Genomic DNA, 16,151 nt, shown 5'->3' on the forward strand with positions numbered 1-16,151 from the left:
CGGGCAGCAATCCAAACGAGAAGGGCCCGCCGGCATCCCCCGGCGGGCCCTTTGATTTGTGGAGACACCCTACGCTCAGATCAGCCCGTTGCGCTCCGCGTAGGAAACGATCGTCGCTTCCATCTGAGCTGCGTGAGCCCGGGCCGCGGCCAGATCTCGGCGCAAGCGGGCGTTCTCCGCGTCCAATGCGGCCGCGGCGTCGACAGCCTCCGCTTCGATCGCCCGGCTCTCCTCCAAGCGGATCTGGAGATCCGCGACCGCGCAGATCCCGTCCCGACGGCGGCGGGCCTCGGCTTCCCGATAGGAGGCGATCGACAGCTGGAGGGCCGAGAACACGGTGGCCCCGCGCATGGCGACGTTGGAGGCCAAGTGGGCTGCGGGGTTCGACATGGGGGCCTCCGGGGTGGCGTGGTGTGCCTCCAAGATGTGCCTGGCCGGCGTCCCGCCGCAAGAATCTCGGCAGCTTTTCCACAATCGACGGTTAAATCTCCCCTGGCCCCTTGTGCCTTGCCCGCTGCACTCATCCCGAGTGCACATCAACTCCACCTGCACTCCACATCACTCCACCGACCATCCCAGCGCCTTCACGCCACCCCTCGATACAAGCATCCCATCACGGCTGAACTTTCAGCCTCGCGCTCTTGCTCCCCCCGTTACTCCTAGGCTTTGAAACGCGAAACTCGAACTCAGCCTCACGCCGGGGTTGGTGGTTGCAGGGTCGAGGCCGAGGCTCGCGCCATGCTCAAGATCGACGTCACCATCGACCGCGCTGCCTTCAAACGCGATGCCGATTCGTACGTGGAGGGGCCCTTCACGGACGGCACGATCGGCGTCCTCAACGGGGCAGCCGAGGCCGGGCAGCGGGCCCTCGTGCAGTCGATGCCCGGGGTGTTCGACGAGCCCACGCCCTTCGCCCTGGACAGCGTCCGCGTCTACAAGGCCACCCGCCGCACGGACGAGGGGACGCCCTCGGCGCTCGTGTTCGTCACGGACGAGGCGGCCGCGTTCCTCGACGTGGAGATCACGGGCGGCGTCCGGCGCGCCGGGGACGCCGCACGACGCGCCTCGGGCCCCTCGTGCCGGGCCCGCGGCCCCCCGCGATCGCTTCGGCAGCCTGCCGCGGGGCTTCGTCGCCTCCGCCCTGCAGGAGCCCGACGTCGCGTGGGTGACGCTCAAGCCCGGGCAGCCGCCCGCGCTCGTGCGCAGGGCCCCGGGATGGCGCCTGGAAGTCCTCGCCTTAATCATCGAGGAGACGCACTACGAGGCAAGGTGGGATTTCTACGGGGTCCTGACCCGGGCGGTGGCCGCGTAGGTGGGCAAAGCCTGGTCCATGCAGGTGTTCGACACGTGACGTACATCACGTACGGCCCCTCAGACGAGGAACAGGAGCACCGCGCTCCTGAACCCCGCGAGGTCCGGGTTCGTGCGGATCGGTGCGGAGCCATTGAACTGGCTCGACCAGACGACCGCGTTGGTCCACGTCCGCCCACCGTCGAACGAGATCGGAACGCCGCCGCGGACCTGATAGGCCAAGCCGCCGATGTCGCCCGACGACAGCAGGGCCCCGAGGTGCGGGATCCCGAAAAGCGCCGCCGACCGGCCTGCCGAGTTGTCGCCATGCGTGGACAGCTTCTCCGAGTGCTCGCGAACTCCGTCGCGCAAGGCTTTCCGTCGTGCAGGGCCTGCAGGCTGCCGATGTTGTCGACGCACAAGGTCGAAACTTAAGCAGCTTGACCGTGCGGACGGTTGCTTCCGATCCCCTTGAACGTCATTTGCCCGTGCTTCCAATCCACGCTGCTGACCCAAAGCGGTCCCGCGCGCGCTGTGTCAGGAATGTCTGCTTACGGGGGAATTTCTGACATTTGATTTCCCGACACGCTATCCTAACAAGAGTCAGCTTGTCGGGCTCTCGGATTGACCGCATTGGCCGTCCTCGTTCGGCGTTGTGAGGGAAACGGTCGTTTTGTTGACATCGGATGCTCTGGCGAGCACGAGCTCGCCAGGAGCAGATCTCTATTTGGCAGAGAAGATTTAGAACTGGGACAAGCCGCCGTCGACCACGATCTCTATGCCAGTCACGTAGGAGCTGTCTTCACTGGCGAGGAACAGAGCGGCCCGCGCCACTTCGTCTGCTTCACCGAAGCGCTGTAGCGGCACCTGCCCCTCGACCCCTTCGGCGAAGGCCTTCAGCTCCTGCTCACTCAAGCCCATCTTGCTGGCAAAGGGCGTGCTGATCGGGCCGGGGCTGACGGCGTTGATCCGGATGCCGCGCGGCGCCAGCTCGGCGCCGAGCGTGCGAGCCAGCGAGCGCACCGCTGCTTTGGTGGCGGACAGGATCGACAGGCCCGGTGTGCCCTTCGTGTTCAGGAAGGAGGTGGTCAGCACGATGCTGCCGCCTCTGGCGATCAGCGGCACCGCCTTCTGGATGGTGAGGAACAGGCCCTTGAAGTTGACCTCGAATTGTTCATCGAGATCGGCTTCCGTGACCGCCTCCAGGGGAGCGGCTCGGCCCAGGCCCGCATTGGCGAACAGCACGTCGACGCGGCCGTAGCGATCCTGCACCGCCTCGATCACACGATCGATCTCGCCAGGACGGCGCAGGTTGGCAGCCATGGCGAGGCCGTCCTCCCCCAGCTGCGTCTCGACCTGCTTCAATCGCTCCCGATCGGTTCCGATCACGACGACCTTGGCTCCCTCGCGCCGAAACAGCGTGACCGCGGCAAGACCAATGCCGGATGTACCGCCCGTAACGAGGGCGATCTTGTTGTTGAGCTTCATGGGTCTTCTCCTGACTTTCGAAAACTCGGGAAAGTCGGAGCGCGCGATCCGTGAGGGCGACTATGGAGGCGGCAGCGGGGCGCCACAAACGGGATGATCTCGTCCGCCGATATAGATAATGTTTAGCGCATGAGAGCCCCTGACCACCTCAACGCGCTGCGCGCGGTCGAAGCGGCCGCCCGCCATCAGAGCTTCGCGCTCGCAGCGCAGGAGCTGAACGTCACGCCAGCCGCCGTTGGCCAGCTCGTTAGGCGCCTCGAGGAGAGCCTCGGCGTCGAGCTGTTTCACCGCGCCCAATCGGGGCCAGCGCGACTGGTCGTCACCGAGGCCGCGAAGGCCGTGATCCCCGACCTGCGATCCGGGTTCGCCAGCCTGTCCGCAGCCATGGACAGGTTGCGATCGGCTCGGAAGCGTCGGGTCCTGTCCGTCACTGTGCCGAGTGCGTTCGCCGACAAGTGGCTTCTTCACCGCCTCGACGCGTTCAACCAGCAACACCCCGACTGTGAGCTGCTGATCGATACGAGCACGGCGCTCGTCGATTTTGCGAGCCAGTCCGTCGACGTGGGCATTCGCTATGGAGCCGGCGTATGGCCAGGCCTGGTGGCCTTTCCCTTTGCTCGCGACGCGTTCTTCCCAGTGTGCAGCCCGGCGCTGCTGGAGGGGGCTCCCGCACTGCGGACGCCCGACGATCTGCAGCATCACCCGCTCATCCATGACACGTCGATGGCCTCGACGTCGGCCTTCCGGACATGGCGTGACTGGCATCTGGCGGCTGGGCTCGATGTGTCCGATAGCGAGCGTGGCCTTCGCATCAACGACTCCGCTGCGGCCTACCGCATGGCGATGACCGGCAACGGCGTGGCCCTGGGGCGCACCACACTCGTTGAGCAGGATCTGGAGGATGGCCGGCTGGTCTGCCCATTCGGTCCCATCATGGATTGTGCATTGGCCTACTATGTGGTTTGCCGTCCTCAGGACGTGCAAGACGCGACCATTATTTCATTTCGCGACTGGTTGATAACAGAGATTCACTCCGACGCGTTGTAAAAGGCCTCGAAATCCAAATTAATTCGTAATTTTCATATATTGAATTTCTATATTAAAATCCAAAATATGCGTCCGGATCGCTGATTGAGACCCTATTTGCCTGCTGACTTCCTTCACATTCGAATTCCCCGGCTCTAAGAGTCGCTCACATTGCGAGCAAGCCAGCAGAGAGGCAGGCAGAAGATCGCTGGAGTCCGCTTTGATTTCCTTACACGCAATCCTTGCAGCTTTAAGTGGCTAAAAAATCGTCGTTTTTTTACGCATTAATTTCCTGCTGATCCGCTCTCACGCGTGATGCGACGAGTCAGTCACATCAGGCGAAGACACTAATCGCCGCCCTCGGTGGCTTCGTGGTCGGCGATTGCGAGAGCTGCTAGGTTGCCGCGTAGCTCGATGCCTTTGACCCGGCGGCGACGACTCATACCCCATAGCGTCTCTGCCGTCGCATGGTGACCGTCTCCTTCCATCAGGTCGGCAAACTCAGCCAGCTCCCGGGCCATGCCTTCCTGCTCAACGATCTCGGCAATTATCGCATCCACAAACCGCTTACGTGCGTTGATCATCCATTGCTACCTAAAATGCTGATCAAGCGTAAATTGCCAACATTTGACCAAGACGCAAGAAAAAGCCTGCGTCACTTGGTTCTGGCCGGTCCTGTACTGCGTGCAGAACCAGACATGGCCAACTTTGACGGTTAGGCTCTGAACGGTTCGAGCTTATGTTCGTCCGGCACCACCTGCTTGAGGTGATGAAAGACTACCTTAGCACTGAACGACTCGCCGACGAACCGAGCACTCTCCCGTAGATCCTTGGGACCCGGCTGGGCGCGGCCGGCGGCCACGACGATCGAGATGTGCGTTTTCAGACTCAAGCTCCTCGGGGGTAAAGGAATTCGGCACGGCCCCAGACACACACCGTTCTTTCATTGTGCGCGGTTTTACACTGAAGCCGCTTCGGGTACAATCAAATTGAAAATTGTCTAAATGTGCACAAAGGCAGTTCCTACGCGCCTAGAGCGCGAACGCTCAAGCTGTCAGACGTCTTGTTGCAGTGTTGTAGGATCAGGTCAGGCGCTAAAGACAATGCGGCTTGCGCATACAGCCATGCTGCAACGTGCATGGCAAGCCGGGGTGCAGCGGAGATGTTCAGACTGCGCCGTCCCGACCTGCCTGTCACGCCAGATCGCGGGGGCGGTCGTCAGCACAACGGCGCGGGACATAGCATGGACGCTTGGCCTGCCAGACGGCCCCTTGGGCGCAAAAAGAAGGCCTGCGAGTTCGTGGCTTTGGCGCAGTCCACCGCGTAGCAGCCCGGTGACGGCGGGAGGCGACCGTCGCGGGACAAAGGTGCTCGCGGTGCCCAGCGCGGGGAAGCCGCATAGGAATGGTGACGGGCGGCAGGTAGGCGTTCCGGTCGAGGATCGGGTAAGCTCGCGTTTCCATGAGGAAACCCGGGGGCTGCCTGATGCCGAGCGAGACTTGCGCGCCAGACCAGCACCCGTGCCGGCACGGCCGGACCGAGGGGGGCTGCGCCGAGTGCAGGGTCCGCCTTGTCAGCGTCTGCGCTGCACTCACCGGCGACGAACTCGATGAACTCGAAGGGCTCAGCCGGCACGTTGCGTTTGATGCGCGCCAAACCCTCTTTTCGCAGGACGAAGAGGCGATCGCCGTCTTCAACATCACTGAAGGGGCGGTGCGCCTCTCGCGCCTGCTGCCGGACGGGCGCCGCCACGTCATGGGCTTCGCCCTCATTGGGGATTTCCTCGGCCTCGCGCTGCCGGAGCGGCAGACGGTGACCGCCGAGGCGTTGTCGCCTGTTGCCGTCTGTCGCTTCGAGCGGCGGGCGTTCCTGGATCTCGTGACGCGAAAGCCCCACCTGCTGCAGCGCCTGCATGAGCGAGCGGGCTACGAACTCGGCCTCGCGCAGGACCAGATGATGCTGCTCGGCCGCCGCGGAGCCGAGGAGAAGGTCGCGAGCTTCCTGCTCGGCCTGCGCGAGCGCTACGCCCGGATCGGTCTGACCTCGGTGACGCTGGAACTGCCGATGGGGCGGCAAGACATCGCCGACCACCTCGGCCTCACGATCGAGACGGTGAGCCGCACGTTGTCGCGCTTCGACCGCGAGAAGGTCATCCTAATCGTGCCCGGCGGTGTCCGCCTGCTCGACCTGGGCCGGCTCAAGCGTCTCGCCGGGTAGTAAGCCGCCCTACGGGCGCAGGGCCTCGGGTACGAGACACATCCGCCTTGATCTGAATCAAGGAGGCAGAGCGTCGGCGGGATCAGCTGGAAGGCGTCGATCCCGGAGATCCCAATGCCTCCACGCGCGCGTACCGGCCTTCCTCGCCGAAGCCCGGCCCGTCGTGAGTTCTCCGTCGGCCCGACCCGAGCGCTCGCCTCGATGCGGCGAGCACCGGCGCAGGCGCCATGCCTTGCCCCGCCCACCGATGAAGCGCGTCGCGCGCTCCGCGCACGAAGCGGAAGCCCGCGCCAGTGACTTAAGGACCGGACCAGTGTCGATTGATGTCTGCGCGGGCTGCCCCGTCCGTGACCGTGCGCTATGCCGCTGCCTCAATGACCAGGAGCGCCTTGTCCTGACTGGCCTCTGCCAGCGGCGCCGCGTGGCGGCGGGTGAGACCGTGATGTGGGCGGGTGAAGACAGCCGGATCTGCGCCAACCTCCTGTCGGGTGTTCTGAAGGCCGTCGCAGCGACGGCCGACGGACGCGAGCAGATCGTCGGCCTGTCGTACCCGGCGGACTTCGTCGGCGAGCCCTATGCGGCGGAGATCGGCTTCACCATCACGGCGCTGACCGACGCGGAGCTGTGCACGTTCCCGCGACGCCCGTTCGAGCGCTTCCTGGAGCAGCACGCGCGGATGGGGAACCTCCTGCTCCAGCGCACACTCAAGGCGTTGAGCGAAGCCCGCGCGCGCATGCTGACGCTGGCACGCCTTTCCGCCGGAGAGAAGGTGGCCGAGCTCCTGCTCGACATGGCCGTGAGAGCGGGGACGTCCGCGGGCCGGCCGGGCCTGGAAGAGCCGGTGACGTTCGAACTTCCTATGACGCGCGGCCACATGGCGGACGTGCTAGGAATGACGATCGAAACGGTGAGCCGGCAACTGACAAAACTGAAGGGCGCTGGGGTGATCGTCCTGTCTGGCGCCCGGACTGTCACGATAGTCGATGCGCGCGGGCTCAGGAGGCGGGCCGTGGCGGCGTGAGTCACGCCGCTCGACGGCACAGGCCGTCGATGAGCAGGGATCGGCCCTCGGCTGCCCGACGCCGCGTGAACCGCGGAGCGACCGAGATGCGCATCTTTGTCGGCTTCGTGTCACTCGTGCTCGCCGGCGTGATGGCCGGCGGGACCGTTCAACCCTCCGCCGCCGGAGCGTCGGACGCGGCGGTTACGGTTCAAAGGAGCGGCTCCCAGCCCTCGGCCAAGGGCTCGCCGGAGTGGTTCACCGGCTCCGTGCGCGTCGACCCGCTTCTGAAGGAGATGCCGCCGTCACTGATGTCGGGCGGGCTCGTCACCTTCGAGCCGGGCGCGCGAACGGCCTGGCACACGCACCCGCTCGGCCAGACCCTGATCGTCACGGCCGAGGCCGGCCGGTTGCAACAGTGGGACGGCCAGGTTCAGGAGATCCGGCCCGGCGAGGTGGTGCGCATCCCGCCCGGCGTAAAGCACTGGCACGGCGCCTCGGCCACAGCCGGCATGAGCCACGTCGACATCGCGGAGGCGCTCGACGGCAAAGTCGTCGATTAGATGGAGCACGTCACGGACGCGCAATACCGGGGCGAGTGAGCCACCCGCGTCCACTGACCGAAAAGGAAACCGCGACCCGATGGGACCGAAGGTCATCTGCCACATGGTGAGCTCAATCAACGGGCGGCTGCATCCCAGCCGCTTCACCGTCCCGGCATCGGGCGTGGATAAGGCGCGGCTCCGGCAGCACTACGACGAGGTCGCGGCCCACTTCGGCGCCCAGGGATGGATGTGCGGGCGCGTGACCATGCAGGAGGTCTCCAAGGGCAAGCCGCGGCAGGTGACTGGGCCGGGCGTCTCCTCGCGCGAGCCGTTCGTCGGAGACCAAAAGGACCGCGACCTCGCAATCGCCATCGACCCGGAGGGGCGCGTTCACTACGGGCAGGACAACCACGTCGGCGACCATGCCGTCGCGGTTCTGTCCGAGGCGGTGTCCGACGGGTATCTCGCGGAACTGCGCGAGGACGGCGTATCCTATTTGTTGGCCAATCCCGATGGCCGCGACCTCGCCAATGCCATGGACGCGTTGGGCGAGACCTTCGGCGTCGAGGCTCTCCTGCTGGAAGGGGGCGCGGCCATCAACGGTGCCCTCCTGAAGGCGGGCCTAATCGACGAGATCAACGTGCTCATCCACCCGGCGGCCGACGGCCTCGCCGGCGTCGAGAGCATCTTCGGATACCAGGGCCAGGCCGAAGAGCGGCCCGGTGCCGGGCAGGCCCTCCGGCACATGTCCGCCGAGACGCTCGAAGGCGGAATGGTGTGGCTACGGTACCAGGCGGAGAAAGCGCCGGCCTAGCCAAGGCCGCGCTACCAACTGCATCAACGTGAGACACATGGGAACCTCCTCACGCGTCCGTCGGGGTTGCTGCTCCGGCAGGTGACGATCTGATTCGTCCCATTAGAACGAACTTGGCCGCCGTCGTGAAAGGGCGGCCACGCCTACTCTAGGTTTCACCAGTGCGGAATTTTGGAGCTTCGCAGCGCAACGCTGGGTCGGCTATCAGTCAGGACGTCGGGAACGCCAGGTCCGAGCATCCCGGCAAGGTCGGCGGTGCTCGGTCCGTCCTGTCCGATGAATTCGTTCAAGGCAGAGCGGAGTCGCTCGGCCTCATCCGCGATCGGCCAGGTGGGGAGCCCGTCCGCGCAGGCTTCGAGGTGGTCGCATAGGCCAGCCGAGTGCGCGTGCCGCGCCATGAGGCGATGGAGTTCCGCCTCGGCGACGAGGCCGGAATGATCCGCGAGGGGGGCGAGAAGTCGAGGCGATCCCATTAGACGATCCCGGCTGTGAGACTCTTCCGGGCCGCATCGGCACCCGACGGAGGGGAAGCCGAGGTACCCTCTGCATCCGGCCCTGGCGTGGTCAGTGCATTGGCGCCGCCGCGGCGTCCGGCGTCGGCATCATGTTCACGTTGAGATGGTACATGACCCAGATCGACCCGCCGATCGTCAGCACCACGATCACTGCCGTGAAGAGGAAGGCGAGCAGCGTCCAGCCGCCCTCAGAGCGCGTGTCGAGATGGAGGAAGCTGACCACGTGGACGACGATCTGGATCAGTGCGAGGGCGAAGATGATCGCTGCCGTCACCCTCGCATCGGACAGCGCCTGCGACATCACGAGCCAGAACGGCACGACCGTCAGCCCGATCGAGAGCGCGACGCCGATGCGGTAACCGCGACGGCTCCCGTGCCCGTGCGCGTCTCCTCGCGCGTCACCTGAGGCGCCGTGCACGGAGGGGGTGGAATGCAAGCTCACCGAATCACTCCATGAAGGTAGACGAAGGTAAAGACGCCGATCCAGATGATGTCGAGGAAGTGCCAGAACATCGACAGGCAGATGATCCGACGTCTCATCTCGCCGCTGAGTCCGTGCTGGCTGAGCTGGACTAGCATCGTCGCGATCCAGATCAGTCCGACGGTGACGTGCGCACCGTGCGTGCCGACCAGGGTGAAGAAAGCCGACAGGAAGGCGCTGCGTTGCGGGCCCGCCCCCTCCGCGATCAGGTGCGAGAACTCATAGAGTTCGACGCCGACGAAGGCCGCGCCGAGGAGGCCAGTCACCGCAAGCCAAGCCTGCGTCGGACCGACCCTTCCCGCCTCCATATGGGGGATGGCCTGCCCAAAGGTGATTGAGGAGACGAGCAGGAGCGCGGTGTTGAGGGCGACCAGAGGTAGGTCGAAGAGCTGGCGCGGACCAGGCCCGCCGGCGTAGCCCGTACTCACTACGCCGTACATCGCAAATAGCGAAGCGAAGATGAGCGCGTCGCTCATCAGGTAGATCCAGAAGCCCAGGACCGTGGCGCCCCCGCCGTGTTCGTGCCCCTCCGCCCCGGTCTCGTGCCAGGCAATCTCGGGTTCACCCGCGTCCCATGTGCGATCGGTCATATCAGCCCCCCTGGCCGAGCAGCGTCCGGCGCTTGACTTCGGTCGCCGCCACCACGTCGGCCGGGATGAAAGTGTCGCGCGCGAAGTCGAAGGTGTGCCCAACCGCCACTGCGAGCAGGGCGAGGGAGCTCAAGGCGGCGAGCCACCAGATGTACCAGACCATGCCGAAGCCGAGGCTGAGCGACAGGCCGGCGAGGATCACACCCGTGCCGGTGTTACGCGGCATGTGGATCGGGCGGAAGTCGCCCGTAGGCCGGGCGTAGCCGCGGCTCTTCATGTCGTACCAGGCGTCCAGGTCGTGCACGACCGGCAGGAAGGCGAAGTTGTAGGCCGGCGGCGGCGAGGCGGTCGACCATTCGAGCGTGCGGCCGTCCCAGGGGTCGCCCGTAACGTCGCGCAACGCGGTGCGGTTCACGAAACCCATGACGATGCTCATCACGAAGCCAAGGATGCCGACCAGGATGATGAGCGCGCCTATGGCCGCGATGACAAAGTAGGGCTGGAAGTTCGGATCGTCGAAATGACGGACGCGGCGCGCGGTGCCCATCAGGCCGACCACATAGATCGGCGTCCAGGCGACCCAGTAGCCGACGACCCAGCCCCAGAACCCGACCTTGCCCCAGAACGGGTCGAGCTTGAAGCCGAAGGCCTTGGGGAACCAGTAGACCATGCCGGCAAACAGGCCGAACACGACGCCGCCGATGATCACGTTGTGGAAGTGCGCCACGAGGAACAGCGAATTGTGGAGCACGAAGTCGGCCGGCGGAATGGCGAGCAGCACCCCGGTCATGCCGCCGACGACGAAAGTCAGCATGAACGCCACGACCCACATCATTGGTAGCTCGAAGCGGATATCACCGCGGTACATCGTGAACAGCCAGTTGAAGATCTTGGCGCCAGTCGGGATCGAGATCACCATCGTAGCGATGCCGAAGAACGAGTTCACGGCAGGTCCGGCGCCCATCGTGAAGAAGTGATGCAGCCAAACGAGATAGGACAGGATCGTGATGACGACGGTGGCGTAGACCATCGACGAGTAACCGAACAGGCGCTTGCCGGTGAAGGTCGAAGTGATCTCAGAGTAGATGCCGAACGCAGGCAGGACGAGAACGTAGACTTCCGGATGACCCCAGATCCAGACCATGTTCCAGTACATCATTGGTGCGCCACCGAGATCGTTGGTGAAGAAGTTCGTGCCGACGTAGCGGTCGAGCATCAGCAGGAAGAAGGCGGCGGTGAGCGCGGGAAAGATCGCGATCGCCAGCACGTTCGAGCAGAGCGCGGTCCAGCAAAACACCGGCAGCTTCATCATGGTCATGCCGGGCGCGCGCATCTTGATGATGGTCGCGACCATGTTGATCGCTGACAGCGTCGTGCCCACGCCCGCGATCTGCAAGGACCACAGGTAGTAGTCGACGCCGGTGTCGGGGCTATAGGCAAGTCCGGCAAGCGGCGCATATGATAGCCAGCCCGTGCGGGCGAACTCGCCCACGAACAGCGAGACCATGGTGAGGACCGCGCCCGCGGCGGTGAGCCAGAAACTCAAGTTGTTCAGGAACGGGAAGGCGACGTCGCGCGCGCCGATCTGGAGCGGCATCACGAAGTTGATGATGCCCACCACCAGCGGGATCGCCACGAAGAAGATCATGATCGTCCCGTGGGCGGTGAAGATCTGATCGTAGTGGTGGGCGGGCAGGTAGCCCTCGTTCGCACCGAAGGCGATCGCCTGCTGCGCGCGCATCATCAGCGCGTCGGCAAATCCCCGCAGCAGCATGATGATGCCGAGGATCACGTACATGATGCCGATCTTCTTGTGATCGACGCTCGTGAACCACTCATGCCAGAGATAGCCCCAGAGCCGATACCAAGTCACCGCGCCGACGATGGCGAGCCCGAGCAGCAGGACGACGACGAAGGTGCCGAACAGGATCGGCTCGTGGATCGGGAAGGATTCCCAGGTCAAACGGCCAAAGATCGTCTTGAGATGGATGTCGGTCATGACGGTCCCGATGGGGAAGGGCGATCCCGCGCCGAATGGCGGGCCGGCAGGAGGGATGGACGGCGCGTGAGCGGATTACTGATGGTCGCGGTTGTGCGCGCTGCCCGGCTCGAGCGCGCCGCGGGGATCGAGCTGCGCGGGCGCTGTGACGTTCGGGCCGGAGCCCTTCTCCTCGGGCACCTTTTCCAGGGCGGGCTTGGGCTTGCCGCCGATGAGCGGCTCCGCCGAGCGTCCAGGGGGCATCTCCGGCACCCCATGCGCGTGTGCGTGACCTCGATCCGTCTCCATGTCGCGGCGCATGAGGTCGACCATGCAGGGCTTGCCCGGTTCGACGCAGCGGTTGAGCGTACGGTCGAAAAGCCCTTGCTCGACAGAGGCGAAGCGCATCACCGGTACCCGTTCGCTCGGTTTGACCAGCTCCACGAGATTCGACAGCGCGAGGATGCCGCCGGCGGCCTTCACCTCCGCCACCCAACGGTCGAAATCGGCCGCCTCGATGCCGCGCAGCTTGAACCGCATGTCGGAATAGCCACGGCCGCTGTAGTTGCCCGAGTAGCCCCAGCTGTCGCCGGGCTTGTTGAGCACGGCATTCAGCTCCGAGCGCATGGTCGGCATGGCGTAGATCATGCCGGCGAGCGTCGGTGCGTAGAACGTGTTGAACTGGTCGCTCGAAGTAATCGCGAAACGGACCGGCACGTTCACGGGCAAGGCGAGCTCGTTCACAGTGGCGATTCCGAGATCGGGATAGATAAACAGCCATTTCCAATCGAGGGCGATAACCTCGACGGTCAGCGGCTTCATGTCCGAGGGAACGGGTACGCCCGGTGCGAGGCGCTCCAGCGGCCGGAACGGGTCGAGCAGATGCGTGCTCGTCCAGGTCACTGCGCTCAGCGCAATGATGATGAGCAGCGGACACGACCAGATCACCAGTTCGAGCGTGGTCGAGTGATCGAAATCGGGTTCGTAGACCTTATTCGCGTTGCCCCGCCTGTAGCGCCAGGCGAACAGCACGGTAAGCACCATCACCGGCACGATGATGAGCAGCATAACCGCAACCGAAAATAGGATGAGGTTGCGTTGTTGCAGCGCAACGTCTCCGGTGGGACTCATCACCACCGCGTCGCAGCCACCGAGCAGGAGCAGCGGGAGCGCGAGGGCGAAGGCCCGTCTCAAAGGACTGAATGCTGGGTCGAACATGGCCGCTGGGATAGCCGGCGCGGACCCCCGTCGACTTTGACCGCGGTCAAATCCCCTCGGTTCGCTCGCCGTTATGGCCGTCGTGGAACCGATCGCCGGTGAGGCACGCGGTCCGAACCCACGCGGGGACGCGGACGTAAGGAGACCTAACGGATGGCAGTCACGAGCGCCGGCCCCGCGAGTTCGAAACCGTTGGAGCGCGATGCCCGGCTCGTCAACGCACGCGAGCACCGCATCCGGCCCGGCGAGATCGCGGTCGGCGTCATCATCGGACGCTCGTCAGAGTTCTTCGACTTCTTCGTCTACGCGATCGCTTCGGTGCTAGTCTTCCCGTCACTGGTCTTTCCATACGCAGACGCGCTGACCGGCACACTATACTCGTTTGCGATCTTCTCGCTGGCCTTCGTCGCCCGGCCCTTCGGCGCCCTCGTCTTCATGCGGGTCGACCGGTGGCATGGGCGGGGCGTGAAGCTCACGGCGGCGCTCTTTCTGCTCGGAGGATCGACGGCGGCCATGGCGTTCCTGCCCGGCCACGCGCAGGTCGGCGGTCTTGCCGCGATCCTCCTAGGGATCCTCAGGATCGGACAGGGTTTCGCACAGGGCGGCACCTGGGACGGGCTGCCCGCGCTGCTGTCGCTCAGTGCGCCGGCGGAACGGCGCGGCTGGTTCAGGATGGTCCCGCAGCTTGGCGCACCGATCGGCATGTTCGTGGCGAGCGCCCTGTTCGCGTTCCTGCTCGCCACGCTGAAGCCGGCGGACTTCCTCGATTGGGGCTGGCGCTACCCATTCTTCGTAGCCTTCGTCATCAACGTCGTGGCGCTGTTCGCGAGGCTGCGCCTGATCTCCACGCCCGAATTCACCCGACTCTACGAGAGCCGGGAGTTGCAGCCGTCCCGCCTATCGGACCTCGTGCGCGAAGAGGGACGAACGGTAATCCTCGGTGCGTTCACCCCCCTGGCGAGCTTCGCGCTCTTCCACCTCGTCACGGTGTTTCCCCTGTCATGGGTGGTGCTGGCCGGAGGCGACGCATCCTTGCGCTTCCTAGTGATCGAGCTGGTCGGGGCCGGTGTCGGGCTCGCGACCGTGGCGCTGTCTGGGCTCCTCGCGGATCGGCTCGGGGGGCGGACCGTGCTCGGGCTCTCCGCGGTGCTGATCGGCGCCTATGGTGGCTTCGCGCCGCGGTTGCTCGACAAGGGGCCCGCAGGCGAATGGACCTACGTGCTGCTGGGCTTCGCCTTCCTCGGGCTCGCTTTCGGCCAGTCTTCGGGTGCGCTGAACGCCAGCTTCTCGGCCAAGCACCGCTACACGGGCGCGGGCACGACTGCGACAGCCGCTTGGTTCATCGGCGCCGGCTTCGCACCACTTGTCGCCCTTTGGCTCGCGAGCACCTTCGGCCTATGGTCGGTCGGCGCCTATCTCGTCTCCGGTGCCCTGTGCACGCTCGCGGCCCTTGGGCTGAATCGGGTGCTGCACAGAGCGCCAACGCGATAAAAGCAGGGTCTTCTACCACCCTTTGCGTCGCCTCGCGCGTCTGCTTCGTACGCCTAGTTTCTACAAGCGGTTGTTCCACTCCCGACCAAGGTCGAACATTCGACCTAATCAGATTGCCGGAAGGCAGATTTCCCAAAATTCCGTGAGTGGTGGAAAGCGGACTCCCGCTTAGTCAAACTAATTGGATTGTGACCCTGGACGTTAGCAGCCGCCGCCTATTTTCCTGCAGGTCACTCCGGTTCTGCCTGCTCGCTCGGCCGGAGTCACCGGCGACCCGGCCGCTGCAACCTTTGCAGCAGCCGGGTCGCCGTCAGCACACCACGCAAGAAGGGACGTTTGACAGCGTCCCCAGTGTTTGCTTCTCAGGTCAAGCGGATTTCCGGCGGCCTTTGCCCTTGGTCTGAACCTTGTCATTGTCGTCTTCATCTTCCTCGCCGACGTCGTCCTCAGCGCCTTCCATGCCCTCAACGTTGATACGCTCGGCGATCTGGGTAAGCAGCTCGTCAGTCTTCTTTTCTTCCTGCAGGGTCTCGTCCAGCAGCTTAGCTGCGTCCTTGTAGCCGAGCTGTGACGCCCAAGTTTTCAGCGTGCCATAGCGAGCGATCTCGTAGTGCTCGACCGCCTGGGCGCAGCCGGCCAGCACTGCATCGGCAGCCGGACCACCGCCGAAATCCTCCAGATCCTCCTCCATTTCGGAGGTCAGACCCTGCATCGCCTCGCAGGTCTTGGCACGTGCCGGCTTGCCGATGATCTCGAACACCTGCTGCAGGCGCTCGATCTGGTTGCCACTCTCCTCGGCATGGATCTCAAACGCCTGCTTGAGTTCCTTATGCTGCGCGGACTTGGCCGCTTTCTTGAGTGCACGCACAGACTGCTTCTCGGCGTAGTAGATGTCCTTAAGCGTCTCGTAGAACGCGTCCTGCAAGGTCTTCTGATTGGTAGCCATGTAAATCCATTCCCTTTGCAATATTCAATCTGGTCGCTGGCAGCCTCGCTGCAGCCAGCGTGTCCGTAAGAACGTGCGGGATTGAGGAGGGGTCCATAAATTCAGCTGTTAAAAATCCTGTGCATGACGGGGAAAGTTTCCTAGTTCAAGGAACCTCCCACCGCTTGCAGCTCACGCAGCACCTGCTCAACCAGCCCGGCAGAGTAGGGTTTGTCGATGAAGCGCGCTTTAGGAGGGAGGTCCCCGGGACCAGGCTTAGCTGCCCCCGAGCACACCACAATCATGATCTCAGGCCAGTGAAGAGCAACTTCGCGAGCCAAGTCAAAGCCATTGAGCTTACCTGGCATGTTCACATCCGTGAACAGAAGATCGATGCCGTCCTTCTCCTGGAGGTAGCGCAACGCCGCATCAGCGCTGGCCACCTCCAGGACTTTGTATCCGGCATCGGCCAGGGTATCGGCTGCTTCCATTCTGAGCAGGAACTCATCTTCGGCAACCAGCGCGACAACGGGTGGAGGTTCAGCATCTAAACTCATGTGAAAATAAGATGGC

16 protein-coding genes are annotated in these 16,151 nt (G+C 64.3%); 6 read left to right on the forward strand and 10 right to left on the reverse strand.

The annotated features are described in order from the left end of the window. Positions 1 to 75 precede the first annotated feature (75 nt). From DA075_RS17910 to DA075_RS17920, 3 genes are all read right to left on the reverse strand, one after another. Positions 76 to 369 (reverse strand): hypothetical protein, encoded by a 294-nt coding sequence (locus DA075_RS17910; protein ID WP_123834330.1) that lies wholly within the window; start codon positions 367 to 369, stop codon positions 76 to 78. A 1,002-nt stretch (positions 370 to 1,371) separates the two neighbouring features. After that, the gene (locus tag DA075_RS17915; protein ID WP_099954363.1) at positions 1,372 to 1,662 is read right to left on the reverse strand and encodes a hypothetical protein; all 291 of its coding nucleotides are present in this window, start codon (positions 1,660 to 1,662) and stop codon (positions 1,372 to 1,374) included. Positions 1,663 to 2,031: 369 nt separating this feature from the next. Further along, positions 2,032 to 2,778 (reverse strand): SDR family oxidoreductase, encoded by a 747-nt coding sequence (locus tag DA075_RS17920; RefSeq protein WP_099954364.1) that lies wholly within the window; start codon positions 2,776 to 2,778, stop codon positions 2,032 to 2,034. Between the two features lie 129 nt (positions 2,779 to 2,907). Between DA075_RS17920 and gcvA the strand changes: the two genes are divergently transcribed. Then, positions 2,908 to 3,825 (forward strand): transcriptional regulator GcvA, encoded by a 918-nt coding sequence (gene gcvA, locus DA075_RS17925; protein WP_099954365.1) that lies wholly within the window; start codon positions 2,908 to 2,910, stop codon positions 3,823 to 3,825. 326 nt (positions 3,826 to 4,151) lie between these two features. Here the strand turns inward: gcvA and DA075_RS17930 are convergent, their stop codons facing one another. Continuing rightward, on the reverse strand, positions 4,152 to 4,388 hold the full coding sequence (locus DA075_RS17930; protein WP_099954366.1) for a hypothetical protein: 237 nt from the start codon (positions 4,386 to 4,388) through the stop codon (positions 4,152 to 4,154). 901 nt (positions 4,389 to 5,289) lie between these two features. Between DA075_RS17930 and DA075_RS17935 the strand changes: the two genes are divergently transcribed. The 4 genes from DA075_RS17935 to DA075_RS17950 all read left to right on the forward strand — a co-directional run bounded on the left by DA075_RS17935 (position 5,290) and on the right by DA075_RS17950 (position 8,380). Next, entirely contained in the window at positions 5,290 to 6,021 is a 732-nt protein-coding gene (locus tag DA075_RS17935) for a Crp/Fnr family transcriptional regulator (protein ID WP_099954367.1), read from the forward strand. A 313-nt stretch (positions 6,022 to 6,334) separates the two neighbouring features. Continuing rightward, positions 6,335 to 7,042 carry a Crp/Fnr family transcriptional regulator gene (locus DA075_RS17940; protein WP_200601654.1) on the forward strand — a complete coding sequence of 236 codons (708 nt, stop codon included), beginning with the start codon at positions 6,335 to 6,337 and terminating at the stop codon, positions 7,040 to 7,042. Positions 7,043 to 7,128: 86 nt separating this feature from the next. After that, on the forward strand, positions 7,129 to 7,584 hold the full coding sequence (locus DA075_RS17945; protein WP_099954369.1) for a (R)-mandelonitrile lyase: 456 nt from the start codon (positions 7,129 to 7,131) through the stop codon (positions 7,582 to 7,584). Positions 7,585 to 7,663: 79 nt separating this feature from the next. After that, complete coding sequence (locus DA075_RS17950; RefSeq protein ID WP_099954370.1) at positions 7,664 to 8,380, forward strand: dihydrofolate reductase family protein; 717 nt, start codon at positions 7,664 to 7,666, stop codon at positions 8,378 to 8,380. A gap of 564 nt (positions 8,381 to 8,944) precedes the next feature. Here the strand turns inward: DA075_RS17950 and cyoD are convergent. The 4 genes from cyoD to cyoA form a co-directional block, all read right to left on the reverse strand. Continuing rightward, positions 8,945 to 9,331, reverse strand: coding sequence for a cytochrome o ubiquinol oxidase subunit IV (gene cyoD, locus DA075_RS17955; RefSeq protein ID WP_210344376.1), 387 nt, complete (start codon positions 9,329 to 9,331; stop codon positions 8,945 to 8,947). 2 nt (positions 9,332 to 9,333) lie between these two features. Further along, on the reverse strand, positions 9,334 to 9,966 hold the full coding sequence (cyoC, locus tag DA075_RS17960) for a cytochrome o ubiquinol oxidase subunit III (protein ID WP_099954371.1): 633 nt from the start codon (positions 9,964 to 9,966) through the stop codon (positions 9,334 to 9,336). 1 nt (position 9,967) lies between these two features. Then, positions 9,968 to 11,965 carry a cytochrome o ubiquinol oxidase subunit I gene (cyoB, locus tag DA075_RS17965; protein ID WP_099954372.1) on the reverse strand — a complete coding sequence of 666 codons (1,998 nt, stop codon included), beginning with the start codon at positions 11,963 to 11,965 and terminating at the stop codon, positions 9,968 to 9,970. A gap of 75 nt (positions 11,966 to 12,040) precedes the next feature. Next, the gene (gene cyoA / locus DA075_RS17970; RefSeq protein ID WP_099954373.1) at positions 12,041 to 13,162 is read right to left on the reverse strand and encodes a ubiquinol oxidase subunit II; all 1,122 of its coding nucleotides are present in this window, start codon (positions 13,160 to 13,162) and stop codon (positions 12,041 to 12,043) included. Between the two features lie 153 nt (positions 13,163 to 13,315). Between cyoA and DA075_RS17975 the strand changes: the two genes are divergently transcribed. Next, positions 13,316 to 14,653, forward strand: a complete 1,338-nt coding sequence (locus DA075_RS17975) for an MFS transporter (RefSeq protein ID WP_099954374.1) — start codon at positions 13,316 to 13,318, stop codon at positions 14,651 to 14,653. A 367-nt stretch (positions 14,654 to 15,020) separates the two neighbouring features. Here the strand turns inward: DA075_RS17975 and DA075_RS17980 are convergent, their stop codons facing one another. Together DA075_RS17980 and DA075_RS17985 are read right to left on the reverse strand one after the other, a co-directional pair. After that, complete coding sequence (locus DA075_RS17980) at positions 15,021 to 15,599, reverse strand: YciE/YciF ferroxidase family protein (protein ID WP_099954375.1); 579 nt, start codon at positions 15,597 to 15,599, stop codon at positions 15,021 to 15,023. 140 nt (positions 15,600 to 15,739) lie between these two features. Beyond that, a complete protein-coding gene (locus tag DA075_RS17985; protein ID WP_099954376.1) occupies positions 15,740 to 16,135 on the reverse strand; it encodes a response regulator in 396 nt (131 codons plus the stop codon). Positions 16,136 to 16,151: the final 16 nt, after the last annotated feature.

The organism is Methylobacterium currus (assembly GCF_003058325.1).
Classification (GTDB): Bacteria; Pseudomonadota; Alphaproteobacteria; order Rhizobiales; family Beijerinckiaceae; genus Methylobacterium; species Methylobacterium currus.

Coding starts and splice junctions, on each gene's coding strand:
- DA075_RS17920 (WP_099954364.1), bottom strand. CDS start 2,778: ATGAAGCTCAACAACAAGATCGCCCTCGTTACGGGCGGTACATCCGGC.
- gcvA (WP_099954365.1), top strand. CDS start 2,908: ATGAGAGCCCCTGACCACCTCAACGCGCTGCGCGCGGTCGAAGCGGCC.
- DA075_RS17930 (WP_099954366.1), bottom strand. CDS start 4,388: ATGATCAACGCACGTAAGCGGTTTGTGGATGCGATAATTGCCGAGATC.
- DA075_RS17935 (WP_099954367.1), top strand. CDS start 5,290: ATGCCGAGCGAGACTTGCGCGCCAGACCAGCACCCGTGCCGGCACGGC.
- DA075_RS17945 (WP_099954369.1), top strand. CDS start 7,129: ATGCGCATCTTTGTCGGCTTCGTGTCACTCGTGCTCGCCGGCGTGATG.
- DA075_RS17950 (WP_099954370.1), top strand. CDS start 7,664: ATGGGACCGAAGGTCATCTGCCACATGGTGAGCTCAATCAACGGGCGG.
- cyoC (WP_099954371.1), bottom strand. CDS start 9,966: ATGACCGATCGCACATGGGACGCGGGTGAACCCGAGATTGCCTGGCAC.
- cyoB (WP_099954372.1), bottom strand. CDS start 11,965: ATGACCGACATCCATCTCAAGACGATCTTTGGCCGTTTGACCTGGGAA.
- cyoA (WP_099954373.1), bottom strand. CDS start 13,162: ATGTTCGACCCAGCATTCAGTCCTTTGAGACGGGCCTTCGCCCTCGCG.
- DA075_RS17975 (WP_099954374.1), top strand. CDS start 13,316: ATGGCAGTCACGAGCGCCGGCCCCGCGAGTTCGAAACCGTTGGAGCGC.
- DA075_RS17980 (WP_099954375.1), bottom strand. CDS start 15,599: ATGGCTACCAATCAGAAGACCTTGCAGGACGCGTTCTACGAGACGCTT.
- DA075_RS17985 (WP_099954376.1), bottom strand. CDS start 16,135: ATGAGTTTAGATGCTGAACCTCCACCCGTTGTCGCGCTGGTTGCCGAA.